This window comes from Myxococcus sp. CA033, from assembly GCF_013336625.1.
GTDB classification, from domain to species: domain Bacteria; phylum Myxococcota; class Myxococcia; order Myxococcales; family Myxococcaceae; genus Myxococcus; species Myxococcus llanfairpwllgwyngyllgogerychwyrndrobwllllantysiliogogogochensis.
On sequence record NZ_JABUMU010000020.1, the window covers coordinates 97,990 to 123,157 of the forward strand.

16 protein-coding genes are annotated in these 25,168 nt (G+C 69.1%); 7 read left to right on the forward strand and 9 right to left on the reverse strand.

The features are described 5' to 3' along the window. Window positions 1-47: 47 nt before the first annotated feature. From HUA78_RS33715 to HUA78_RS33725, 3 genes are all read left to right on the forward strand, one after another. On the forward strand, window positions 48-1,523 hold the full coding sequence (locus HUA78_RS33715; RefSeq protein WP_371745714.1) for a M20 family peptidase: 1,476 nt from the start codon (window positions 48-50) through the stop codon (window positions 1,521-1,523). A 222-nt stretch (window positions 1,524-1,745) separates the two neighbouring features. Next, on the forward strand, window positions 1,746-3,515 hold the full coding sequence (locus HUA78_RS33720) for a DUF4215 domain-containing protein (RefSeq protein WP_174458434.1): 1,770 nt from the start codon (window positions 1,746-1,748) through the stop codon (window positions 3,513-3,515). Window positions 3,516-3,710: 195 nt separating this feature from the next. Further along, complete coding sequence (locus tag HUA78_RS33725) at window positions 3,711-5,228, forward strand: hypothetical protein (RefSeq protein ID WP_254624040.1); 1,518 nt, start codon at window positions 3,711-3,713, stop codon at window positions 5,226-5,228. A gap of 24 nt (window positions 5,229-5,252) precedes the next feature. Here the strand turns inward: HUA78_RS33725 and HUA78_RS33730 are convergent, their stop codons facing one another. The 3 genes from HUA78_RS33730 to HUA78_RS33740 all read right to left on the reverse strand — a co-directional run bounded on the left by HUA78_RS33730 (window position 5,253) and on the right by HUA78_RS33740 (window position 8,130). Then, on the reverse strand, window positions 5,253-5,969 hold the full coding sequence (locus HUA78_RS33730; RefSeq protein ID WP_174478033.1) for a hypothetical protein: 717 nt from the start codon (window positions 5,967-5,969) through the stop codon (window positions 5,253-5,255). Window positions 5,970-6,161: 192 nt separating this feature from the next. After that, window positions 6,162-6,971, reverse strand: a complete 810-nt coding sequence (locus HUA78_RS33735) for an SAM-dependent methyltransferase (protein ID WP_174478034.1) — start codon at window positions 6,969-6,971, stop codon at window positions 6,162-6,164. 49 nt (window positions 6,972-7,020) lie between these two features. Next, window positions 7,021-8,130: a kelch repeat-containing protein gene (locus HUA78_RS33740; protein ID WP_174478035.1), complete on the reverse strand. Its 1,110-nt coding sequence runs from the start codon at window positions 8,128-8,130 to the stop codon at window positions 7,021-7,023. A gap of 240 nt (window positions 8,131-8,370) precedes the next feature. On the opposite strand from HUA78_RS33740, the gene HUA78_RS33745 reads away from it, so the two are divergent. The 3 genes from HUA78_RS33745 to HUA78_RS33755 all read left to right on the forward strand — a co-directional run bounded on the left by HUA78_RS33745 (window position 8,371) and on the right by HUA78_RS33755 (window position 14,546). Then, window positions 8,371-10,608, forward strand: a complete 2,238-nt coding sequence (locus HUA78_RS33745; protein ID WP_174478036.1) for an RCC1 repeat-containing protein — start codon at window positions 8,371-8,373, stop codon at window positions 10,606-10,608. Window positions 10,609-10,709: 101 nt separating this feature from the next. Further along, entirely contained in the window at window positions 10,710-11,126 is a 417-nt protein-coding gene (locus tag HUA78_RS33750; RefSeq protein ID WP_371745715.1) for a hypothetical protein, read from the forward strand. A 129-nt stretch (window positions 11,127-11,255) separates the two neighbouring features. Further along, entirely contained in the window at window positions 11,256-14,546 is a 3,291-nt protein-coding gene (locus HUA78_RS33755; protein WP_174478038.1) for an RCC1 repeat-containing protein, read from the forward strand. A gap of 85 nt (window positions 14,547-14,631) precedes the next feature. Here the strand turns inward: HUA78_RS33755 and HUA78_RS33760 are convergent, their stop codons facing one another. The 3 genes from HUA78_RS33760 to HUA78_RS33770 all read right to left on the reverse strand — a co-directional run bounded on the left by HUA78_RS33760 (window position 14,632) and on the right by HUA78_RS33770 (window position 18,692). After that, complete coding sequence (locus HUA78_RS33760; protein ID WP_174458427.1) at window positions 14,632-16,473, reverse strand: putative Ig domain-containing protein; 1,842 nt, start codon at window positions 16,471-16,473, stop codon at window positions 14,632-14,634. 8 nt (window positions 16,474-16,481) lie between these two features. Further along, entirely contained in the window at window positions 16,482-17,411 is a 930-nt protein-coding gene (locus tag HUA78_RS33765) for a right-handed parallel beta-helix repeat-containing protein (RefSeq protein ID WP_174478039.1), read from the reverse strand. A 252-nt stretch (window positions 17,412-17,663) separates the two neighbouring features. Continuing rightward, on the reverse strand, window positions 17,664-18,692 hold the full coding sequence (locus tag HUA78_RS33770; RefSeq protein WP_174458425.1) for a kinetoplast-associated protein: 1,029 nt from the start codon (window positions 18,690-18,692) through the stop codon (window positions 17,664-17,666). 260 nt (window positions 18,693-18,952) lie between these two features. Here HUA78_RS33770 and asnS point away from each other — a divergent pair, with 260 nt between their 5' ends. After that, window positions 18,953-20,353 (forward strand): asparagine--tRNA ligase, encoded by a 1,401-nt coding sequence (gene asnS / locus HUA78_RS33775; RefSeq protein ID WP_174458424.1) that lies wholly within the window; start codon window positions 18,953-18,955, stop codon window positions 20,351-20,353. A 28-nt stretch (window positions 20,354-20,381) separates the two neighbouring features. Here the strand turns inward: asnS and HUA78_RS33780 are convergent, their stop codons facing one another. The 3 genes from HUA78_RS33780 to HUA78_RS33790 form a co-directional block, all read right to left on the reverse strand. Continuing rightward, window positions 20,382-22,139 (reverse strand): CotH kinase family protein, encoded by a 1,758-nt coding sequence (locus HUA78_RS33780; RefSeq protein WP_174478040.1) that lies wholly within the window; start codon window positions 22,137-22,139, stop codon window positions 20,382-20,384. Window positions 22,140-22,232: 93 nt separating this feature from the next. Beyond that, the gene (locus HUA78_RS33785) at window positions 22,233-24,329 is read right to left on the reverse strand and encodes a hypothetical protein (RefSeq protein WP_174478041.1); all 2,097 of its coding nucleotides are present in this window, start codon (window positions 24,327-24,329) and stop codon (window positions 22,233-22,235) included. A gap of 112 nt (window positions 24,330-24,441) precedes the next feature. Continuing rightward, on the reverse strand, window positions 24,442-25,113 hold the full coding sequence (locus tag HUA78_RS33790) for an abortive infection system antitoxin AbiGi family protein (RefSeq protein ID WP_254624041.1): 672 nt from the start codon (window positions 25,111-25,113) through the stop codon (window positions 24,442-24,444). Window positions 25,114-25,168 lie beyond the last annotated feature (55 nt).

The window sequence follows — 25,168 nt, forward strand, 5'->3', positions numbered from 1 at the left end:
TCGGCCGTCCTGGAGGTTCCCCATTCTGGGGTGGCGCCTTTGGTAGCGTGGCGAACCTGCCAATGAAACGACTTCTCCTGTCCATGGCCCTTGGGGTCAGTGTCCTCGCCGTCGTGCTCGTCGCCCGGACGCTCACGTTCAAGTCCCGGCAGGTGGTGCCGGAGGCGGCGACCGCGCTGACGGTGGACGCTCAGGCCCTGGCGTCGCGCCTGTCGGGGGCGCTGCGGTTGAAGACGGTGGCCGCCTCCGAGGGCGTGCCCGCGGACGCCGAGGCCTTCGCGGCCCTGCATGCCTACCTGGCGGAGCACTTCCCGCGCGTCCATGCCGAGCTGAAGCGCGAGGTGGTGGGGGCGCACTCGCTGCTCTACACGTGGCAGGGCACGGACGCCTCGCTGCGGCCGATGATGCTCCTGGGGCACCTGGACGTGGTGCCGGTGACGCCCGGCACGGAGGGCGCGTGGGCCCATCCTCCGTTCGACGGGGTGGTGGCGGACGGGTTCGTCTGGGGGCGCGGCTCGCTGGACGACAAGGGGAGCGTGCTGGCGCAGCTGGAGGCGGTGGAGGCGCTGCTGGCGGCGGGGGAGAAGCCCCGGCGCACGGTGCTGCTCGCGTTCGGCGCGGACGAGGAGGTGGGCGGACGGGAGGGCGCGGTGGTCATCGCGAAGCGGCTCCAGGAGCGCGGCGTCCGGCTGGAGTCCGTGCTGGACGAGGGCGGCGTCATCATGTCCGGCACGGTGCCCGGCGTGAGCGCGCCCGTGGCGCTGGTGGGCACGTCGGAGAAGGGCTTCGTCAGCGTGGTGCTGTCGGTGAAGGGCGAAGGTGGCCACTCGTCCATGCCGCCGCCCAGCACCGCCGTGGGCGTGCTGGCTCGCGCCGTGTCGAGGCTGGAGGCCGCGCCCATGCCCACGCGGCTCCAGGGTGGCAGCCGCGAGCTGTTCACCCGCGTGGGGCCGGAGATGCCCTTTGGCATGCGACTGCTCTTCGCCAACCTGTGGCTCACCGAGCCGCTGGTGGTGCGGCGGCTCACGGCCAGTCCCACCACCAACGCGGCGGTGCGCACGACGACGGCCGTCACCGTGTTCGAGGGCGGCGTGAAGGACAACGTCCTGCCGGCGAGCGCCCGCGCGGTGGTGAACTTCCGCATCCTCCCGGGCGACAGCGTCGAAGGCGTGCTCTCACATGTCCGGGCCACGGTGGATGACTCGCGCGTGGAGGTGGGCACGCTGGACTTCCAGAGCGAGCCCTCGCCGGTGTCTCCCACCGACTCCGAATCCTGGCGCGAGCTGGAGCGCTCGTTGCGCCAGGTGTTTCCCGACGTCCTCGTGTCGCCGTACCTCAACGTGGCCGCCACCGACTCGCGGCACTTCGTGGGCTTGAGCGACAACGTCTACCGCTTCTTCCCCGCGCACCTGCGGCGCGAGGACCTGGCGCGCATCCACGGCAAGGACGAGCGCATCGCCGTGACGGCCTACGCGGACGCGGTCCGCTTCTACGCCCAGTATCTGCGCAACGCCGCGCGCTGAGACACCGCTGAGACAGGCCCCCTGGCATCAGAGCCAGGGCAATCGAGTCCGGACCGGACACGGCTGCCATGGAAGGGAATGTGGGTCTGAGACACGAAAACAGGTGATTCAGTCCGCTCTTCCTGCACATCTGCGCATTTCCTGCATTTTCACGGAGGGTGCGGGATGCCGAATGCGCAACCGCGTTGACACGCACCGCGCGCACTTCCAGCATCGGTGTCTATGGCGACCGTCCCCCCTGTTGGAACGCGGCTCGCGAGTCTCGTACTCGCCTCTCTTCTCTTCTCGATAGTTGCATCCTCCTGCGGAGGCGATGGTGGCGCTGGCAAGCCCGACGCCGGCCTCCCCGATGGGGGTGATGGTGGCCCCGTCCTCTGTGACGGCGGCACCTGTCCCGTCGACACCTGCGGCGACCGCACGCTCCAGACGGGTGAAGCGTGTGACGACGGCAACAAGGTGGCCGGCGACGGTTGCACGGCGACGTGCGCCATCGAAGACGGCTGGGTCTGCGATGTCGCGGGTCAGCCCTGCATCCGCAAGTTCGGCTGTGGCAACGGCCGCGTGGAGGCTCCCGAGGCGTGTGATGACCGCAACGTGTCGTCCAACGACGGCTGCAGCGCGACCTGCACGGTGGAGGCCGGCTGGAACTGCCCCGCGGCCGGCGGTCGCTGCCACGCCGCCCGGTGCAACGACGGCATCAAGGTGGGTGATGAGGAGTGCGAGGACGGCAACGTCGCCAACAACGACGGCTGCAACTCCGAGTGCCGCCTCGAGGAGGGCTGGAAGTGCCCCACGGTGGGCGCGGTCTGCACCCGGACGACCTGTGGCGACATGATTGTCGAGGGCACCGAGGAGTGCGACGACGGCAACAAGGACATGGGCGATGGCTGCTCGCCGCTGTGCAAGCGCGAGCCGCGCTGCACCGGTGGCACCTGCCAGGCGACGTGCGGCGACGGCATCATGCTGCCCAACGACACGTCCGAGGAGTGCGACGACGGCAACGCGCGCTCCAACGACGGCTGCTCCGCGACGTGCAAGCTCGAGGAAGGCTTCGTGTGCAGGCTCATCGAGGAGACGCCGCCGGACGTGATCTCCATCCCCGTCGTCTACCGTGACTTCCGTGGCTGGGACCTGCCGGCCTCGGGTTCGGTCCCGAAGGGCCATATCGACTTCGAGAACGCCAATGGCTCCGAGAAGGGCATCGTCAAGACGGAGCTCGTGCGGAGCTACAACGGCAAGGACTACCCCGGCGGCAAGCCCGGCCTGGCGAAGCTGACGGGCTCCACCACCACGCATGGCGAGGCCCCCTTCATGCAGTGGTACATCGACGCCGCGGGCATCAACCAGACCGTCGTGGGGACCCTGGACCTGGCCAAGCAGCCCGATGAGTCGTACGTGTTCGACGACCCGGATTTCTTCCCCGTGGACGGCAAGGGCTGGATTGCCGCGGGCTTCGAGCAGCCGCGCAATGGTGGGCACAACTTCAGCTTCACCAGCGAGGCGCGCTACTGGTTCGAGTACAAGGGCACCGAGGTGCTCACGTTCCGCGGCGACGACGACGTGTGGGTGTTCATCAACGGCAAGCTCGCGCTGGACCTGGGCGGCGTGCACGGCGCCCAGGAGGACTCGGTCAACGTGTCGAGCCAGGCCTCCGCGCTGGGCCTCACCGTGGGCGGCATCTACGAAGTCGTCGTGTACCAGGCCGAGCGCCACACCACGGCGTCCTCGTACAAGCTGACGCTCAACGACTTCGTCACCAAGCGCACCGATTGCCGCGCCACCTGCGGCAACGGCGTGCCGGACGAAGGTGAGGAGTGCGACGACGGCATCAACGCCGGTGGCTACGGGCAGTGCGCTCGCGGCTGCGTGTTCGGCCCTCGCTGCGGCGACAACAAGGTGCAGCAGGACGCTCCGGCCAACGAGGAGTGCGACGACGGCAACACCCGCAGCAACGACGGCTGCAGCGCCACCTGCAAGGTGGAGATCGGCTGAGTCGTCCGTCGTGACGAGCCGCTTCCGGGCCTGACGCCCTGGAGCGGCTCGCGCCTCACCGCCGCGCGCCAGGGTGACACCCGCCCGGCGCGCGGTGGGGGCGAGGCGCGTGTCCCGAGACTCGGTATGCCCCCGGTTCGCTCCGGAGCGGGCCTGGGGTCGGGATGACCGCGAGGGGCTGGCCGGGGAGCAGGCATGCGCTCATTCGTCGCGGGCCGCTCTCGCGAGGCCGTCTGGTATCTTCCGCGCGACTCCATGGTGTCCCTCTCCCCGCCGCGCGTGTTGCTGCTGCTGTCCCTGCTGCTGGCTGCTCCGGCCGGCGCGGCTGGCGCGAAGAGCACGCAGCCTGGCGCCGACGAGGTGATGGGCATGCTGCGCAAGGTGGAGACGGCCCGGGTGCGCGGGACGCTGCGCGTGCTGGACAGTGAGCTGGAAGAGCAGGGCCGCGCGAGGCCCAAGGACTTGATGCCACGCGTGTACCGCGCATGGCTCGCCTTCCCGGCGGACACCTGCTGGAACGAGCTCAAGGCCCTGTCCACGCTGGAGCCGGAGAACCCCTGGCCCCATCTGGGCATGGGGCTCATCTACATCCGCTGGGGCCTCTTGTCGGAGGCGCGAGGTCCGCTGGCCGCCGCGCGTCGGGCGTCGCCCGACTTCGCTCCCGCGCTCTGGGGGGAAGGGCTGCTGCTCCAGGCGGAGGGGAAGCCCGCGGAGGCGGAGGCTCGCCTGCGTGCTTCGCTGGCGAAGCTGGATGCGCCCCAGGTGCGCACCGCGCTCGGCCTGTTGCTGGCGGCGAAGCCCGGACGGGAGGCGGAGGCGCGCGCGGAGCTGTCGCGCTCGGTGGAGGTTTGGCCGGAGCAGCCGGAGGCGCTGCGCAAGCTGGCCGCGCTGGCCCATGCGGCGAAGGACGTGCGCGCGGCGGCCCTGGCGGGAGAGAAGCTCGTCGCCCTGAAGCCCATGGACCGCGAGGCGCACCGGCTCCAGGCGGACCTGTGGCTCTCCGCCTCCGAGAAGGACAAGGCCGCGCGCTCGCTGGAGCGGTACGTGGAGCTGGGCGGCGCGGAGGCCGGGGCGCTGGCGCTGCTCGCCCGCGTCTACGCGGAGCTGTCGCGCCCGGCGGACGAGGAGAAGGCCCTGGTCCGGCTCATCGACGTGGAGCTGAAGGACCCCGAGCCGCTCTTGCGGCTGGCGGAGCTGACCGAGGCGCGCGCGGACGCCACCGCCAGCGAGGGCTTCCTGGTGAAGGCGTCGGAGCGGGCGCCGGAGCGCTCCGACATCCACGTGCGCCGGGCCCGGTTGTGTTTGAAGCAGGAGCGCTGGAAGGACGCGCTGGTGTCCTACCGCGCGGCGCAGGCCGCCCCCGAGCGGAAGGTGCCGGAGGCGGAAGCCGAGACGGCGGAGCTGGTGCGGCGCTTCCGTCTGCCCGCGACGCCGGCCAGGGGCGCGGCGGACAAAATCTACAACCGGGTGTCGCTGGGGTTGGTGGCGCTCTACATGGAGCGCCTCAAGGAGCTGCCGGAGCTCAAGGGCAACCTCAAGCTGCGCGTCCAGGTGGATGCGTCCGGCCGGGCCACGCAGGTGTCGGTCCTCTACGACAGCATGGAGGACCCGTTCATCGCGGGCCACGCGTACTTCGCCTTCCTGGACGCGCAATATCCTCCCGGCGAGGACGAGCCCATCTTCCAGTACGTCTTCCGGCCGCCGCCGAAGTAGCGGCCGGAAGTCGTCGCCCGCGCGTCATTCCCCGTCGGACGTGCCGCTGCCGCCGTAGCCCCGGGCCTCGCCACGCAGCTTCTCCCACTCGCCTCGGGCCTGACGCTCCTCGCCCAGGCGCTGGTCCACCAGCCGCTGCGCCTCCTCCGTGTTGCGCTGGGCGTTGGCCACCGCGCTGGTGAACTCGGCCTCGGAGAGGTCCTTGGCGCGCACGTCATCGCTGTTCCTCAGCGCCTCCATTTCGGCCTGGCGAAGGCGCGCGTCGGCCAGCTCCAGCTCGCGCTGACGAAGGTCCTTGCGAGCCTTCTGGGTCTCGATGGCGCGCTGGCGCCACTCGAGCTGGGCATGGGCGGCCGCCTGCTTGCCCTCGGTGGCCTTCAGCTCCGCCTGGGCTTGCGAGATGTTGGACGCTCGGCCGGTGGCCTGCGCCGCCTCGACGGCCGTCTGGTTGGCCTTGGTGGAGAGCTTCGCGGCCTCCTCGTTGCGCTGGGCGACCTCCGCCGCGCGCTCCGCGTCCTTGACGGCCACGTCCGCGCGGGTGACTTCATCCTGGGCCTTGAGTCGCTCCGCCTGGGCGTTGCGCACGTCGCCGAGCTCCGACTCCGGGACTCGGGCCATCCAGGACTGGTCGACCTTCTGCTGCTCCTTGCTCGCGGAGCGGGATGAGCTGCACCCTCCGAGGACAAGGGCCGTACCGAACACCACTCCCGCCAGCACCTGACGCCGTCTCGTCTGGAACATGATTCCTCCTCACCATCGCGGATCGTTGCCTGCTCGACACGGTAGGCACTCAGCGGTGGTGAGGCAGTCGGCACTGCAGTGCATTGGGCGTTCGCTTCGCGGCGCGCCGGACGGAGGCTCCGTGGGCCTCCCGGAGACGGCCCCCGGGGGGCAGGCCTCGTCCGCCGGCTTGCTCCGCGGACGAGCGCGGGCTCAGCGCTTCTCGAGGATGACCGCGTAGAACTCGATGCCGACGCCCTCGCGGTCCTCCTCGGTGATGTGGCCCACGGGCAGGCCCAGGAACTCGCGCACCGTCATCACTCCGCCGGGGCCGGGCGTCCACGGACCGCACAGGTCCAGGTACTCGCGAAGCGAGTAGAGCTGGAAGGACTCGCCCATCTTCTGGAACATGCCGACGAACTGCTCCCACTTCGGCGTGCTCAGGCCCGGGGCCTTCGTCTCGAAGGTCGCGAAGAGCTTGGAGCCGGGCGCGGCCCAGTCATACAAATCGCGGAAGAACTTCCGGTTCTCCTCCGAGGAGAGGAACACGGTGATGCCGTTGGCGCCGAAGGCCACGCGCCGCTCTCCATCCAGGAAGGCCTGGACGTCCGGGCGGCGCAGGAAGTCCCCCGCGGAGCGGATGTCACATTCCATGTAGCGCGTGCGCGGATTGTCGCCGAGCAGGTGCTTGCCGGTGGCGATGGTGAGCGGATTGATGTCGCTGTAGAGCACCTTGGCCTGCGGCAGCACGGAGTGGACGTGGTCGCTCGTCGGCAGGCCGGAGGCGAAGTCCACCCAGTGATGGAAGCCGTCCGAGGACAGGCGCTGGGCGGCGGTGCGCAGACAGCCGCGCAGCATGCGCAACCACTTCCGGGTGGAGGGCACCAGGGAGAACATGAACTCCGCGGCCTGCCGGTCCACCTCGAAGTGGTGGGTGCCTCCCAGGGTGTAGTCGTAGATGCGGGCCGCGTCGGGCACGTGGGGGTTGACGCCGGGGATGCGGGCCAGCTCCGGGTTGTCCATGCGTCTGTCTCCGTCGGGGTGGATGCGGATGTAACGGGGTGGCGCGGCTTCAGGGCCGCCAGACTTCGGAAGTCGTCTCCAGCGAGCCATCCGGCGCCACGCGCGTGGTGCCCGCGACGAGGAACGCGCCCTCGCCCAGCGGGACGACGTGGTGTCCCGCGCGGCCCACGGCCAGCGGCATCCCAGGGCTCCAGGTGCCCGTGGCCGGATTCCACAGCTCCACGTCGGTGGCTTCCGCGTAGGTGTCCGAGCGCAGCCCTCCGGACACGGCGGCCCGTCCGTCCGGAAGCGCGGTGAGGGTGAAGCCGGAGCGGGCGAGGCCGAGCGCGCCCGTCGCCGTCCACTGCTCGGTGCGCGGGTCGAAGACTTCGGCGCTCGTGAGCGAGGTGCCCTGGTGCCAGCCGCCCACGACGAGGATGCGCCCGTCCGAGAGGGTGACGCCCTCGGCGTCGTCTCGGGCCTCTGTGAGGGGATGGGGGGCGGTCCTCCAGGCCCGTGACGAGGGCTCCCAGAGTTCGGTGCTCAGATTCAGGGGCGGCGCCAGATGTTCGCCTTCGATGATGGCGAAGCCGAAGCCGTTGTCGCGGCCCCCGGCGATGACGACGCGCTCCCCGCTCACGCACACGGGGCCGGTGTGGAAGATGCGAACCGTCTGGCCCGCGGGCTCCCACGCCGTGGCGCCGGGGCGCAGCATTTCCGCGCGTGTGCCCCGCTCGATGTCGTTGTCATGGTCCGAGCCCAGCACCAGCACCGCGCCGTCCGGGAGCACGCGCGCGACGGGACGCGAGCGCGCGGCCCGCAGCGGCGGGCCGGGGACGAAGCGCCGGGTGTCCGGCTCCCAGTAGCGGGTGCTGTCCAGCTCCGGAGTCGGGTTGTCCCGTCCGCCGATGAGCAGCACGCGTCCGTCCGGGAGCGCCACCGCCGCATGGTCCTGCCGGGGCTCGGGCAGCGGGGAGAGTTCCAACCACTCTTCCCGCGAGGTGTCCCAGAACGCCGCGCCCGTCGACGCGCGAGGCGTGGCGCCGATGCCGTCCCGCTGCCAGCCCTGTCCGCCCGCGAGCAGCGCCCCTCCGGCGACAGCCGTCAGGCTGAACCCGTCGAGCCAGAGGCCGGAGTAGGGGACGCGTCTGCGCGCGGTGGACGGCGGGCTTCGAGTCATGGCGCCATCGTACGCCGGCCCCGCCACCTGGCGCCTCTGGCCCGGTGAGGTCTCCGGCGACCTGGACGCTGGGATGCACACGTCAGACGACCCCGAGTGCCGGGGAGGATGCCGGACGTGGGCCGGCCGGGGTGACAACCTGGGAGGGTGGACGAGCCGTGGGTGTCCCAGGCAAAGGCTTGTCTCGCGTGCATGTCTGGTGTTTCTCTGTCCATTCCAAGTCGTGTCGAGGGGGGAGACATGAGCCGTGTGCGCAGTGGTGCCGCCGTGGCTGTCTGGGGTTGTCTATTGGGAGCGCTGTGGCTGTCGGGCTGCGTCGAGCCAGGGGCAACTCCGCCTCCCGAGGACCTTGCTTCCAGCCGCGCCGCGGAAGGCTTCTCCCGTCAAGGCACGGTGATGGCGGGACGTAATCACACGCTGACGCTGCGCGCGGATGGCACGGTGTGGGCGTGGGGTGGCAACACCTTTGGTCAGCTCGGGGATGGCACGACGACGGCGAAGTCCTCGCCCACGCGGATTCGAGGGCCGCTGGGGATGAGTGCCATTGGCGTGGGGGAGCTGCACTCACTCGCGCTGAAGGCCGACGGCACCGTGTGGACGTGGGGAGACAACACCCGGGGGCAGTTGGGGGATGGAACCACCACGCGTCGGGCGTGGCCCCAGCGAGTGCCAGGACTGACGAACGTGGTGCGCATCGCGGGAGGCTTCTCGCATTCGCTGGCGCTCAAGGCGGACGGCACGGTGTGGGCGTGGGGCCTCAACGCCACGGGGCAGCTGGGTGATGGGACGACGTCCCAGCGCCTGGCTCCCACCCAGGTGCAAGGGCTCATCAACGTCGTGGCCATCGCCGCAGGCAATGCGCACTCCCTGGCCCTGACGGCGGACGGCGCCGTGTGGACATGGGGTGGAAACGCGGACGGCCAGCTCGGCACGGGGGACACGCTGAACCGCTCCCTGCCGGTGGCCGTGGCGGGCTTGCTGAGCGTGACAGCGGTGTCGGGTGGTGGCTCGCATTCGGTGGTGCTCAAGTCGGATGGCACCGTGTGGGCGTGGGGACAGAACACCTACGGCCAGCTCGGCGATGGGACGACGGGGCAGCGCCTGACGCCGACCCAGGTCCCCGGGCTCCTGGACGTGGAGGCGGTGGTGGGCGGAGGCCAGCACTCGGTGGCGTTGAGGGTGGATGGCTCGGTGTGGGCGTGGGGGAACAACCAGCGAGGTCAGTTGGGGGATGGAAGCCTGACGCAGCGCCTGGCGCCGATGCGGGTGACGGGGGTGTCCTTGGTGAAGGGCGTCACGGCGGGCGGGGGACAGCACACGGTGGTGGTGAAGGCGGACGGCACGGTGCTGGCGTGGGGCTCCAACGCGGACGGGCAGGTGGGGGACGGGACGACGTTCCAGGCCTTCGTTCCGACGCGGACGGCGGGCTGGCGGCAGCGGACGGACGTGTCGACGGGGGATGCGCACACGGTGGTGGTGAAGGCGGACGGCACGGTGTGGGCCTGGGGGGAGAACTACCTGGGGCAGCTCGGGGCGGCGGGCCGGCCGGGCCGTGCGACGCCCGGGCAGGTGCCAGGACTGTCGGAGGTGCTGGCGGTGGCGTCTGGCCGGGACCACGTGGTGGCGCTCACGCTGGACGGTTCGGTGTGGACGTGGGGAGGAACCTTCCAGGGCCCCGGTGGGCCGGCGGCTCGCGACGGCCTGCGGACGCCCACGCGCATCACCAGCCTCTCCAACGTGGTGATGGTGGGGGCGGGGATGCACCACTCCGTGGCGCTGAAGGACGACGGCACGGTGTGGGCGTGGTCCATCAATCCCCTGTGGTTCCCGGGTGCGCCCCCGTCGAGCTTCGTGCTGGCTCCGACGCAAGTCTCGGGCCTCACGGGAGTCATCGCGGTGTCGGGGGGCGGCTACAACTTCTTCGCATTGAAGGCGGACGGCACGCTGTGGGCGTGGGGCACCAATCCACACGGCAATATCGGCGACGGGACGCTGGATGATGCCCCGCTCCCGGTGCGGGTGCTGGGACTGACGGAGGTGATGGACTTCTCCTCGGGGCTGACTCATTCCGCGGCGCTGAAGGCGGACGGCACGATGTGGACCTGGGGTGAGAACTCCGACGGCCAGCTCGGAGACGGCACCCAGGTCAACCGGCTCTCGCCCATCCAGGTCCAGGGGCTCACGGAAGGGATACGCCTCTCCGCCGGCTTCGCGGACTCCTTCGTGCTGAAGTCGAACGGGACGGTGGAGTCCTGGGGCTTCAATGGCTCTGGGCAACTGGGGGACGGCACGTTCATCACGCGTTCGGTGCCCGCTCCGCTGACGGGCTTCACGGGGGCGGTGTCCCTGTCGGCCGGGCTGCATCACGTGGCGGTGGTGAAGGGGGATGGCTCGGTGTGGACCTGGGGTCTCAACCAGAGCGGGCAGTTGGGCACGGGGACCTTCGTCGACAGCGCCACGCCCGTGCGTGTGTGGTGATTCGCCGCGGGAGTCGGGCTTCGGAGGCGCGCCGGGGCTCGTGACAGGGATTGCAAGACTCGTCTGGAGCAGGGGGACTCATGCAATGCGGTGGGAGAAGTGTGTCCGGCATCCTGGCGTGGGGCGGGTTGCTGTGCGCGCTGGTGCTGGTGGGGTGCACCGAGCGCGGCGCCAGTGGCAAGGCGGCGGAGCTCGCGTCCGCGCGCGCGGCGGAAGGTGTCGCGCGTCAGGGCACGGTGCTGGCGGGGCGCAATCACACGCTGGCGTTGCGCTCGGACGGGACGGTGTGGGCGTGGGGGCGCAATCACCTGGGGCAGCTGGGGGATGGGAGCACCGTCACGCAGAGGCTGGTGCCCGTGAATGTTCCCGGCATCTCGGCGCTGTCCGTCGCCGCGGGCGCCGCTCATGCGCATGCGATTCGAGGAGACCGGGGCGTGTGGTCCTGGGGTGACAGCACTTCGGGGCAGCTTGGCACGGGCCTGTCTCCTGTTCGAGTGTCACCCGTGAGGGTCTGGTAGCGCGGCAAAGGCAGCACGAAGTCCGGGAGGGCCTCGTGCTGCTGCGAGCACCCTCCCGACCGCGCCCCTGCTTCGCGCGGGTCCTGTGTGGAAGTTCTCGTCGTCGGGCTGTCTGAAAAGGGGTGTCCCATGGAGCGTGTCGCGAGACGTGTGTCTGGAATCCCGGTGTGCTGGCTGTTGTGCGTGATGTGGCTGGCGAGTTGTGGTGAACCGGGTGCATTCGAAAATTCCGAACTCGGCACCATCCGTGCCGCCGAGGGTGCCTCGCGCCAGGGCACGGTGATGGCGGGGCGGCACCACACGTTGGCGCTGCGCTCGGATGGGACGGTGTGGTCCTGGGGCGGAAATGCCTTTGGACAGTTGGGCAATGGCACCACCCGCCCTCGTCCTGCGCCCACGCGCGTGTGGCGTCTGTTCAGCATCAGGGCCATTGGCGCCGGGGAACTGCATTCGCTGGCGTTGAAGTCGGACGGGACGGTGTGGTCCTGGGGCTACAACAGCAGCGGCCAGCTCGGGGATGGCAGCCTCGTCTCTCGCTCGGTGCCCGCGGCCCTGCCGAACCTGACGAACGTGGTGGGCATCGCCGCCGGCTTCTCCCACTCCGTGGTCCTGAAGGCGGACGGGACGGTGTGGGCCTGGGGCAACAACGCGACGGGGCAGTTGGGAGATGGGACGACGGTGCGAAAGACCTCACCTGTGCAGGTGCAGGGCCTGACGGGCGTGGTGTCCATCGCGGCGGGCAATGCTCATTCAATGGCGCTGACGGCGGACGGCCGGGTGTGGACGTGGGGCGGAAACGCGGATGGTCAGCTCGGCACGGGAACCCTGACAGGCCGCTTGCTGCCCGCCGTCCTCCCAGGGATGACGGGCGTGACGGCGGTGACCGGTGGTGGCTCTCACTCGGTGCTGTTGAAGACGGATGGCACGGTGTGGAGCTGGGGGAGGAATGACGAGGGGCAGCTGGGGCTGGGCACCTCGGCGGCGAGCCTGGTCCCCACGCAGGTGCCAGGGCTGACGGGCGTCGCCGCGGTGGTGGGTGGAGGCCAGCACACGGTGGCGCTGAAGGGGGATGGAACGGTGTGGGCGTGGGGCAGCAACCTGAGAGCGCAGCTGGGGGACGGAACGCAGACGCAAAGACTGTCACCGTTCCAGGTGCCCGGGCTCACGCAGGTCAAGGGCGTGTCGGCGGGAGGTGGGCAGCACTCGGTGGCGGTGGTGGCCACGGGCGAGGTATGGGCCTGGGGCTCCAACTCCGACGGACAGGTGGGGGATGGGACCTATCTGATGAAGCTGGCGCCCGCGCTGACGCGGGGGTTGCTGGAGCGCGTGGAGGCCTCCTCGGGAGGGCGCCATTCCCTGGCGCTCAAGGCGGATGGCACCGCGTGGGCCTGGGGCTCGAATGACCAGTCCCAGCTCGGGGATGGCACGACGCAGACTCGCTGGCTGCCCGTCCAGGTCCCCACGCTGACGCTGATGGCGGCCGTGGCCGCGGGGGCCTACCACTCGGTGGCGCTCAAGGAGAACGGCTCGGTGTGGAGCTGGGGCTCGAACAGTTGGGGAGCGCTGGGGGATGGGACGAACGTCAACCGGGCCCTGCCCGTGAAGGTGGGCACCACGCTCACCGCGTCGGCCGTGGCGGTGGGGGCCTATCATTCGCTGGCCTTGAGTGTGGACGGCTCCGTCTGGGCGTGGGGAGACAATGAGATGGGGCAGCTCGGGGACGGCAATCCCCGGTTCCTGTCCCGGACGGCGCCCGTCAAGGCGCTGGGCCTGGAAGGCGTCGTGGCGCTCTCGGCGGGCGTCGAGCACTCGCTGGCGTTGAAGGCGGATGGAACGGTCTGGACCTGGGGCCGCCAGGACACGTGCGAGGACGTCGAGGACCTGGGCCGGCTGGTCTTCGCGCCCGAGCAGGTGCTGGGGCTGACGGACGTGGTTTCGCTGGGGGCGGGTGTCTGTCATTCGCTGGCGTTGAAGGCGGATGGCACGGTGTGGGCCTGGGGAAGCAACGCGAAGGGTCAGCTGGGGGATGGGAGCTTCACGGCGCGGCTCGCTCCGGCGCGGGTGCCAGGGCTCACGGGGGTGGTGGCGCTGTCGGTGGGAGCCGAGAGTGTCCTGGCCTTGAAGGCGGATGGCACCGTGTGGGGCTGGGGTGCCAACGTCCAGGGGCAGTTGGGAGGGGGCGCCTCGGCGGCGCGTACGAGTCCGGTGCAGGTGCCCGCGCTCACGGGGGTCAGGACGGTCTCCGTGGGGGAGCAGCACTCCCTGGCGGTGAAGGAGGATGGGACGGTCTGGGCGTGGGGTGGGAACGCCGACGGGCAGATTGGCGATGGGGTCGTGGATTGGCAGTTGTTGCCGGTGCGCTCGCAGCTCGTGGCTTCACGCGGGCTGTCCACGGCGTATCAGTTCTCGCTGGGCGTCGCGCTGGACGGGAGCGTCCAGGGCACGGGGGCGAATCTGTCAGGGCAGTTGGGGGATGGGAGCGTCCTGAACCGCGCGCTGCCGGTGGCGGCGCTGGGGCTCACGGAGTGTCGAGCGATTGCCGGCGGTCAAGGGCATACCCTGGCCTTGAAGTCAGATGGGCGGCTGCTCTCCTGGGGGGAGAATCAGGAGGGTGAGCTGGGAGATGGGACGGGGGTGTCCCGGGCGCTGCCCACGTTGATTCCCTCGCCGACGGGAGTGTTGTCCATCGCGGTGGGCAGCCGGCACTCGCTGGCCTTGCTGGGAGATGGCACCGTCCAGTCCTGGGGTTCCAATGTCCAGGGGCAACTGGGTGACGGGACGACCGTGTCCCGAATCCTGCCGGTCCGCGTCCAGGGCTTGACGGGAGTGGCTGCGATTGCGGCGGGCGAGGGCTTCTCCCTGGCGCTCAAGCACGACGGCACGGTGTGGAGCTGGGGGTACAACTCGCTGGGACAGCTGGGCGATAACTCCACGGCCCGGCGGCTGTCGCCGGTGCAGACGCAAGGGCTCACGGGCGTGACGGCTGTCTCGGCTGGACGCACGCATGCGCTGGCCTTGAAGGGAGATGGGACCATCTGGGGCTGGGGGTCCAATACCTATGGCGAGCTGGGGGATGGCACACAGGTGCGCAAGCTGTTGCCCGTGCAGGTGAGCGGGGTGGCGGGGGCTGTCACCCTGGACGCGGGCGAGCACCACAGCCTCGCGGTGACGACGGGTGGCAAGGTCTGGTCCTGGGGGCGCAACCAGCAGGGCCAGCTGGGCAGCGGGGCGAAGTCCAACTGGCGGCTGTTGCCGGCACAGGTGGCGGGGCTGACGGGCGCCGTGTCCGTGGGGGCAGGGGGTGAGCACTCGCTCGCCGTGCTCGCGGACCGGAGTGTCTGGGCTTGGGGCAGCAGCAGCCATGGGCAGTTGGGCACGGGGCTCTCCAGCTTCCGTGCCGCACCCGTGCTGGTCTGGTAGCGCGAGGATTCAACCCCACCCGTGACGACGTTGGCCTCGATGCCAGCGTCGGACACGGGTGGGGGTTCCCTCGGCGTATACGACTTCAGCCTGGAGTCGGTGACTCCCGACGCCGGCGGTTCAGCACGAGCAACAGCAGCGTCAGCAGGACTCCGCCCGGCGCGCCGGACTGTCGACAGCCGCATCCGCTGTCCCCCTCCTCGATGGGCGCCTTGGCGGGCAGGACCTCCAACGTCAGAGGCGCCGCGTCGACTCCACCGAAGCGGGTGTCTCCGCTGTACGCCGCGCTCAAGGTGTACTGGCCCGGAGCAAGCGGCGCGAGCGTGTGTTTCGCCTCGCGGGAAGTCACCGTGACGACCTCCAGCACCTCCGTGCCCCGGAAGAACGTCACCGTCCCCGAGGGCTCTCCCTGTCCGCCCACGATGCTCGCGGTGACGGACACCGCCTCTCCCGCATACGCGGGGTTGGCCGAGGCCTGGAGCTGAACCGTGGCCTCCTGGAAGTCGGCGGAGCGAGCGACGGCCAAGGTGTAGCTCTGGCTCGACGAGCAGCGCCCGCCATCCGTCGCGGTCAGGGTGATGGGGAAGGTGCCGGGCTGCGTGGGCATTCCCGTGAGGACGCCGTCACGGAGCTGGAGTCCACGGGGCAGCGCCCCATCGAGCACGAACGTCGTCGTGCCCTCGCCACCCTCATGCACGAAGGGTGTCTGCGCATAGACCTGTCCCGTAGTCCCCGCGGCCAACACGGTGGGGCCCAGCGACATGGGCGGACAGGCCACCGCGAGCGTGAAGTCGCGTGACGCCGTGCACCCATTCCCATCGGTCGCCGTCACACTGAATGGATAGTCGCCGCCCTCCTCGGGAGTGCCCGAGAAGACGCCGCCCTCCAACCGGAAGCCCCGAGGCAGCGCACCCGACACCGTCGAGGTGACGCTCCCCATGGCCCCCAGCACGGCGAGCTCCACCGGAGCGAAGACTCCTCCCCGGGCAATCCCCGGCAGCGCCGCGTCCTCCAGCAAGACGGCTCCCGTGGGACACGTCGACGCGGAGCCTCCCGCCATCCGGTTGTTGCCGAAGGACAGGACGGTGCCCGTGCCGATGAGCCGCGTGGTGGCCAGCACATTGGCGTCCACGGCGGCGCGGGACAGCCTCAGCAGCGTCTGACTCCCACTCCCCACCGAGGCCGCATGCAGGCCCACGCCATTGTGCGTGAGCCGGGCCCGCTCCACGTTGAGCTGGACCTTGCCGCCATCGTCCGTCCGGGCCCAGATGCCGGCCTCGGCATTGTCGGACGCCGTCAGCTCATTCACCGTCGCCACACTGCCCGCGCCGAGCCAGAGCCCCTGTCGATTCCCTGAAAGGTTGCCGCGCGAGATGACTGCAGAGGCCACCCCGGACGGCGAACTCACCCGGACGCCAGCGCCCCCATTTCCCGAAACCACGACATCGGCGAGGACCAGCTGGCCACCCGCCTCGGGCGAGAAGCGGATGCCGTCCTGCTGGAAGCCATGAATCTGTACGCGCTCGACATGCAGTGCCCGCCCGCTGTTGAACGCGATACCCGTCGTTCCGCGCGTGCCCGCGCTCCCGGTCAGGGAGAGCCGACGCAGCACCACCACGTCCTGAGGGCCGGCGTTGATCGTGATTCCCGGGATGCTGGACGCGCTCACCTTGCCGGCCGGCCCGCCATCAATCGTGATGGCCTTGGTGATGACCAACGTGCCGAAGCTGCCGGCGTCAAGCACATCGATTTCCCCACCCGCGGCCGTCTTGCTGATGGCGCCAGCGAATGTCTTGCACGGCGCGGTGCGGGAACACGGATTCACGTCGTCGCCCACGCCCGACACCCAGGTGCGCGTTGCCTGGGCCAGCGCGGGAGTGGACGCGCAGAGCGCGACCACGAGGATGCAGCGCAAGTGGACCCCCATCGCGCGGCTCAATTCTGAGGCAGCGTGGTGGAGGGGGAACCATCCGTGCCGTTGCCCGCGGCGACGCGATTGTTCCCGAACGAGACGACCGGGCCGTCCAGCCCCAGGCCCGTGTTGTGGCCCACCATCGTGTCGGAGATGCGCACCTGCGCCGGGGCCTCCGCCTTGATTCCGACGCCGTTCTGCGCCACCACGGCCCGCTCCAGCGTCACCTGCGCACCGCCCACCACCAGGACACCCTGGCCGGAGTGGCCCACCACCGTCGTGTCATTCACGGTGACGCGCGCGCCGTTCAGCACGTGGAGCCCGATGAGGCCGGACGCAATCTGGCTGTTTCCAATCACGGCTCCGCCGCTCGCCACCTGGATGCCACCCGAGGTTTCGCCGGCGGTCGTCGGCGCCCTGGCGACCGCACCGTTGACCGTCGTGTTGCGCACGACGAGCTGCACGGCGCCCGCGCCAGGCAGGATGTTGATGCCCGAGCCGGTGAACCCCTGAATCGTGCAGTTCTCCACCAGCACCTTGTCCGCCGCGAGGATGCGGATGGCGTCCAGTCCCGTGGTGCCGCCATTGATGGCGACATTTCTCAGGATGACAGTGGCGCCGGCCGCGTTCACGACCACGCCATGCGTCCCTGAATAGAGGATGCCTCCGGCGCTGGGCCCGCCGTCAATCGTGATGGACTTGGTGATGGTCAGCGTGCCGTAGCCACCCGGGTCCATGGCATCAACCTCTCCACCCGTGGCCGTCTTGCTGAGCGCCCCCATGAACGTCTTGCACGGCGCGGTGCGAGAGCAGGGGTTCACATCATCCCCCACGCCCGAGACCCACGTGCGGGTCGCCTGGGCCGAGGCGGAGGAACCCAGCAGCAGGCACAGCAGGGCGGGAAGCGCGAACAGACCGGTCGCGCGAGAACGAGCAGAGCCAGGAGAGGACATGGTGAGACACGATACCCCGCTCGTGCTCACTCCACGAACGACGCCCGCGCGTGACTCATCCCAGGACAGCCCGAGTCCATCGGCACTCAGATTCTTCAAGGTGTTTCAGCCTTTCCCATGAAAGCTGAACGCACCCAGGAAGGGGTGTTTCAGCCTTTCGCATGAAGGCTGAACGCACCTTGTCGAATTCCTTCGCACGGGACGCTCGCCAGGCCGAGCGCGGCGAGTGTCCCCGTGTGGCTCCAGCCGGGATTACTTCGTCTTGTTGTACTCGCGGCTGGCGATGACACCCTGCACTTCGGCCAGGGCGCGAGCGCCGGAGGCGGACTCGAGCGCCTTCTCGGCGATGGTCTGCACCTGGCGCTTGGCGTCCGCCAGCTCCGCCTGGAGCGACTGGATGGCCTGTGCCTGCTTGGTGTTCGTGTCCTTGAGCGAGGCAATCTCCATGCTGGCCACGCGCTGCGACGTCTCCGCGTCCTTCGTGGCGAGCGTGAGCTTCAGGTCCCACTCCGACTTCACGCGGTTGCCGACGATGGCCGCCGCCGTGTCCGCTTCCTTCTTCAGCACCGCCGGGAACTCGGAAACCTGCTTGCGCAGGTCCTCCAGCTCCTTCTCGCGCAGCTTCAGCGCGTCCTCACGCGCGGCCCAGTCCTTCTCCAGCTTCTCCCTGCGGTCCCGCTCGGCCGCGGACTGCACGCGCAGCCCTTCCACGAACGCGTCCTGCTCCTTCTTGCGCAGGTTCTGGACGTCATACGCGTACTGCTCCTCCGCCCGCTGGCGCGCCATCTGCGCCGCCTCACGCTCGGTGGCCAGGTCCGTGGCCGCCTTGGCGCGCGTGTCCTCGATGTCCTTGTTCAGCCGCTCCATCTCCTCCTGCAGCTCCGCCTTGCGCTTGTCGTACTCCGCCACGAGCACGTCCACGGCGCTGGCCGCCACGTCCTTGCCGTGCAGCTCCGACAGCTCGTCCGTCTTGAGCTGGATGGCCTCGTCCAACTGCTTCATCTCCTCCACCAGCGCGATGACCTGCTCGTTGATGCCCGAAAGCGTCTTGTTGATGGTGAGCCCCGCCTCCGTGACTTTCTTCACCGCGGACTCGGCCGACAGGGTGGAGACGTCCGCCAGCACGTTCTTGGCGTGGGTGTCCCGGGCCTCCTGCTCCTTGGCGGGGACGACGGGCTTGCTGCGCGCCTTGCGAGCCAGGTCCTCGAAGGCGGCCTTGGTGGACTCCGAGGAACGGTTGCGGGCGGCGGACTTGCGGGAAGCGGACTTGCGCGTAGCCATGTGACTCTCCAGGTAGGGCACGGCCAGGCGGGCCAGGGCGGCTCGCGAATGACGTGCGGGTTTCGTGGGATTCGTGGTCCCCTTTTTGGGCGACCATGGGAGAAGAGTACCTGTGGGGTCTGACATGGTTGGCCGGGTTCCAGGCATCCGTCCGGGGCCCGGAAACAGGCGTTTGGGGGCCCGGAAAGCCACACCGGGCTTGTCCTTCGGGCCGGCGCGCGGCTAACTCGCCCCCCGAATCCGCTCAAGGGAGAGCGTCAATGCAGGTCGTCAGTGTGAAGCAGGTCCTCGCCGGCGCGGTGGAGGCAGGGACGAAGGTGGAGGTCCGTGGCTGGGTTCGCACCCGGCGCGACTCGAAGGCGGGCATCAGCTTCGTCAATGTCAGCGATGGCTCGGTGTTCGACCCCCTCCAGGTGGTCGCCCCCAATTCGCTGCCCAACTACGAGAAGGAGATCCTCCACCTCACCGCGGGCTGCTCCGTCGTGTGCCGCGGCACGCTGGTGAAGTCCCAGGGCAAGGGCCAGGCCTTCGAGGTCCAGGCCGACGAGGTCCAGGTGCTGGGCTTCGTGGACGACCCGGACACGTACCCCATTCAGCCCAAGCAGCACACGCTGGAGTTCCTGCGCGACGTGGCCCACCTGCGCGTGCGCACCAACACGTTCAGCGCCATTACCCGCGTGCGTCACCGCGCGGCGCAGGCCGTCCACCGCTTCTTCGACCAGGAGGGGTTCTTCTGGGTCAACACGCCCATCATCACCGCGAGCGACGCGGAGGGCGCCGGGCAGATGTTCCGCGTGTCCACGCTGGACACCGTCAATCCGCCCCGCACGCCGGAAGGCAAGATTGACTGGCACAAGGACTTCTTCGGCAAGGAGGCGTACCTCACCGTCTCCGGCCAGCTCAACGTGGAGGCCTACGCCATGGCCATGTCGAAGGTGTACACCTTCGGCCCCACGTTCCGCGCGGAGAACTCCAACACCACGCGCCACCTGGCCGAGTTCTGGATGATCGAACCGGAGATTGCCTTCGCGGACCTGAACGCGGACGCGGACCTGGCCGAGCGCTTCCTCAAGTTCGTCTTCAAGGCGGTGCTGGAGGACTGTGGCCCCGACTTCAAGTTCTTCGAGGAGCGCGTGCAGAAGGGCGTCACGGAGCGCCTGGAGAAGTTCATCCACTCCAGCTTCGAGCGCCTGACCTACACGGAGGCGATTGAAATCCTCAAGAAGGCGAAGAAGAAGTTCGAGTACGCGCCGGAGTGGGGCAAGGACCTCCAGACGGAGCACGAGCGCTACCTGTCCGAGGAGCACGTGGGGAGGCCCGTGGTGGTGATGAACTACCCGGAGGAGATCAAGGCCTTCTACATGCGCATCAACGAGGACGGGAAGACGGTGGCGGCCATGGACGTGCTGGCCCCGGGCATCGGCGAAATCATCGGCGGCAGCCAGCGCGAGGAGCGCCTGGACGTGCTGGACGCGCGCATGAAGCGCTTCGGCTTGGACCCGGCCCACTACCAGTGGTACCGGGATTTGCGCCGCTACGGCACGGTGCCGCACGCGGGCTTCGGCTTGGGCTTCGAGCGGCTCATCGTCTACATGTGCGGCCTGCAGAACATCCGCGACGCCATTCCCTACCCGCGCGTTCCGGGCTGGGCGCAGTTCTAGTCGGGGCGGTCCACCGGCGGGGAGGACGTCAGGGCAGTTGGGACTGGAGCGCGGGCCAGCGGGTGCGAACCCACTGGCGCACGTACTCCAGCTCCTCCTCGTAGGTGAGGAAGTCCGTGCGCTGGTACCAGGCGGGGAAGTTGCCCTCGCCCACGGTGCCGGGCGCGCCCAGGGCGCGGTACTCCAACTGCCACCGCGCCCAGTCTCGCCTCGCGACGGCGGACGTCTCCTTCTCGTAGCCGTCGATGAGCGCGAGCACGTTCTCCAGCTTCAGCTCGTTGCGCAGCAGCGTCTGGTAGCGCTCGCGCATGGGCCCCGCGAAGGTGGGGTCCGCGAGCAGCCGCGCGAAGATGCGGTTGTTCCCGGTGAAGGTGTTGCGCGTCGTCGGCGAGGTGCGCGTGGTGTCGAAGTTCTGGCCGAAGCTCGCATCGAGGTCCCAGGGGATGAAGCGCCAGGGACCCTGCGTCTTCGGGTCATACGCGTGATAGGCGTTCTTCGAGTGGGAGTCCGTCCCGAGGATGAGGGAGTTGAAGATCCACCAGTCCTCGTAGTCCTTCAGGCGGGTGCGCTGCGGGAAGCCCGAGCGGAACGTGGCGTCGTCGGAGTCCGCCACGAAGGTGATGAAGGCCTCCAGGGTGTCCCAGGCGTGGGGCTGGCCCATCTCCGGCTCGCCGACCTTCTTCTCGAAGCCCTCGCGCAGCGACGTCTTGGGCTCGCCGTTCTTGCGGATGCGGGAGAAGTTGGCGTCGTTCTCCACGGCCTTGAACAGGTCCGAGTCCTTGTCCATGCCGTGCTCCGCCATCAGCCGCTTGTGGGGCAGGTCCGCCGCCGTATAGAGGCCGAGGAAGCGATTGTTGGCATAGAGCACCGCGCTGAAGGTGCGCACGCGGATGTGCTCGGGTGACATGCGGCTCCACAGGTCGAACGCGAGCCGCGTGCGCACGTAGGAGTTGTCATTGAACGTGGTGACGAGCGCGACGCGCTTCTTCTTGAGGAAGCCGTCGCCGTGGACGGGCTCGTTGAAGAGGTCCTCGTCCGGGAACTCCAGCGTGAAGCTGCGCTTGGGGAAGGCCCCGGACGTGGCGCCCCGGTACTTGGCTTCGATGTTGTAGGTGCGGCCCCGGTAGATGAGCTGCGCGGGCTTGTCGCTGCCGGAGGTGAGGGGCGGGGTGTAGATGAGGTGGAAGACGGGCAGCCCGTACTCTTCCGTGTACTTCGTCGGGTCGACGATTTTGATGTTGCCGGGGCCTCCGTCGTTCTCCGCGACGCCGACCTTGAGGGTGCCCGTCTCATTGCTCGTGTGCTCGCGCAGGACGAGGTTCCACACGGCGGCCTGGTCCCTGCCGGGCGTCCAGCGCAGGGTGGCGGTGGCCTCGTCGAAGGTGGCGCCGGGCGGGAGGTTGTCCACGCCGAAGCGCAGCCCCGTCGTGGTGCTCCCGGTGGCGCACGTCACGGTGGCCGTGACGAGCTGCCCTTCCGTCAGCCAGCGCGTCTCGCCAGCGGTGGGGGCGCAGACAATGGGCGCGGGGCCCGCATCGGGCGGACCCGCGTCCGGAAGGGGGCTCCCCGCATCGGGCACGCCCGCGTCCGGAAGCTCCTGGGGATTCGTGGGGGGCGGGTCGGGGATGGTCCCCGAAGGTCCCGTCGGCTCGTCCGGAGGTTCACCTCCAGGGCCGGGGGAGGTGCCACCCCCACAGGCCACCGTCAGACAAACGACACACGCCAGCACGCCTCGCGACAAGCTTCTTCCGGCCACTGTGTAGCTCCCCCGTGTCCACCCACCCATGTCGGAGCGGAAGAGATAGGCATCCGGAGAAGCGCTGACAGGCCCCCGCCCCCGCACCGGTGTTGGCTCATGGACGCAAGGGTCCTTGAAGGCTCAGTCGAAAGCGAGCTGGTAGGCGCCGTAGCGGAAGTCATAGCCGACGTTCGTCTTCACCCTCAGGTGGTGGATGCCGGGCAGTCGTGGAGTGAAGTCTCCCTCGAAGGTCTTGGGCACTTCCTGTCCCTCCGGGTCCAGCACCGTGACGACCATCGTGGGATGGCCACCCGCGTTGACCCGGTGCGGCTGGCCGGCACGCAGGTTCACCGAAAACACGTCGGTGTCGAAGGGCGTCTCCATCAACGCGGAGAGCCTCAGCGGGAAGGTGATGGGCGTGGCCCGGGCCGTGTCGTCTCCATGGTCGTCCTTGCCGAGGAACGCCAGGGAGAGTTGATACGAGCTCCCGCTGACGACGCTGATGTGGACGGGACCGGTGTCGATGGCATCGAGGAGATAGCTGTCCGGGTTGGCGACATGGAGCGGGAGGACCTTGCCGAACGGTTGCAAGAAGACGAGGCCACAACCGCTGCACGTGAGTCGATAGAGGTTGTTCTCCTCGACGTGGAAGACGAAGACGTCCACGTCATCGTTCCGATGACGCCATCCGGGGAGTGTCTGTCCCACCTCCAGCAGGGTGGCTCCCTCGGGGAGGTTCGCATGGTCGTCGGGCCCCAGGTCCGTGGCCTGGATGGCGTAGGTGCCCGTTCCCCAGGTCTGGCTGAGCTTCACCTCGAACTGGTACATCGCCTCCTCTGTCGCCTCGTGGACCATCCAGTTGAGCGTCGAAAACTGGAGCTGCTTGCCCTGGGCGTCGTTGAGCTGGAAGGAGGTGTTGCTGGCGGTGCCCTCCACCCACTGGAATCGGTAGCTGTGGCCGGGGCGCAAGGGGAAGGTGAAGACATCCACGTCGGAGCGCGTCTCGATGCGCCCCGTGAGCAGCGTGGAGAGTGACACCTCCGTCGCCTGCGTGGCCGAGTCACCGTGGTCGTCGAAGCCCAGCTCCTCGAAGCGACAACGATACGGGCCCTCGTAGGCGCCATGGGAAAGCTCCACGAAGTAGTCGGCCGCGGCGGGGGCCTCCACGGCGACGCTCGTGCCCATGCCTTCGACAAAGGACGAGCCCTCCACGTACTGTCCCGCGCGGTCACGGAGCACCAGGGTGGGGCCAAGAGAACGGCCGAGCAGGATGTCGCAGGCGAAGCGGTAGACGTGCCCCTGGAGGGCCGTGAATGCGAAGACATCTCGGTCCACCGAGCCAGACAACTTGCCGGAGAAGGGGGCCGGAGAGGGGGCCAGTCGGGTGGCGTTATCCGAGGTGTCCGCGTGGTCATCGTCCTCCAGGTGCTCGAGACGGAGGGAGTACGCGCCCCGGATGACCACGTCCGTCCCCGGCGCGGTGGCGACCTCCACCAGATAATCGCCGGGATGGGTGGCATTGAAGGTGGCTGTGTTCTCGAGAAAGCCAGTGCCCACGCCGCTCGGCGCCGCGACATTCACCTGACACGGCGTGAAGGTCGGCGAGTCGCAGGACACGCGATAGAACGCACCGCGCGGCAGGGGGATGGCGAAGGCGTCGCGGTCCTCGCGCAGTTCCAGGACACCCGTGGCGAGGGTGTCGGGAACCCAGGGCGTCGCGGTGGCCAGCGTGTCGCCGTGGTCGTCCGCGCCCAGGTCGACGAGCTGGCAGGAATAGGGTCCGGAGACCGCGAAGGTCCTCGCCGACAGTCGCACATAGGCCACTTCCTGGGCGACGGCCTTGAAGTAGAGGCCGCGTCCCGGAGGACTCCAGACCACCTCGGTCCTCATCGGGGAGTTTCGCGCGTCGATGCGGTCGTGCTGCCAGCCCGGACGCAGCGAGGGAAAGGTGCACTGGAAGCGGTAAAAGTGCTGGGCCTTCGCCTGGAAGGAGAAGACATCCTTGTCGAAGGAGTCTTCCAGGGTGCCAGTGAAGGGACTGGCCGAGGCCTGGACGGGGGTCGCGGTCGCGGAGATGTCTCCATGGTCATCCAGCAGCAGCGGCGCGCGCTGGTGGAGCGAGGGCGCCCCTCCGGCGGGAGATTGCCCTTCGACAGGACCGGGAAGCTCTCCGCCGCAACCGATGGGGAGCGTCAGATAGACCAGACACAACAAGGGACGCCGTGACAGTTTGGTCATGGAGGTGCCTCCGCGTGAGGGTTGATGCCTCGAGGTCGACGGGACGATGGCTTCATTCCTGAAGCCATACGCGCTCGCGGAGAGGAATTGAATGGAATGGGTGCTGAACTGACTACCCCGCCCTGAGGCGCGCGAAGTCCTCCGCGTGTTTTTCCAGCGCCGCGGCAATCTGTGGCGCCGTCCACAGCGGATCCAGACAAGGGCAGAAGTAGCCAGGGCCCGCCTTCTCACGCACGGCCCACTCGAAGAAGCCGCGAGCCGTCGGGTGCAGTTCTTCCGGGAGGAAGAGTGCCGCCACGTCGTACTCGGTGAAGCGCAAGAGGCCCGGCACGCGCCACTCCCGCTCCCAGTCGAAGCGGTAGTTGTAGGGCGCGTTGTGCTTGTCGCCCTGGATGTCCACGAAGGGCGTCATGGCCCAGAGCGGGTGTGCTCGCGAGTCCGTCGCCGCCAGCGCCTGGTCCACCTGGTGCTTCAAGGAGAGGTGCGCGGGCGAGGCGTACTGGACGTACCAGACGGGGCCGCCGCCCTGGGAGAGGATGAAGCTCTTGCTGAAGCCGATGCCATACAGGCTGCGGCGCTGGACGAGCCTGCCGAGCTGGTCGAGCGGAATCTCGCTGAAGCAGACGGCGCGGTGCCGGTCCGCGACCTGGGGCTCCTTGCGCGCCAGCCCGAAGCCCTGGGCGCCGGGGATGAGCGTCCGCGTGCCCAGGATGTTCATCATGTTCTGGTAGGCGTCATGGAATGGCGGTCCGGGCTTCGTGAAATGCACCACGAAGTCAGACATGTCACGCCACTGTGAGTTCGCCTGATAACCCAGCATCGTCCAATCCCCGGAAGCA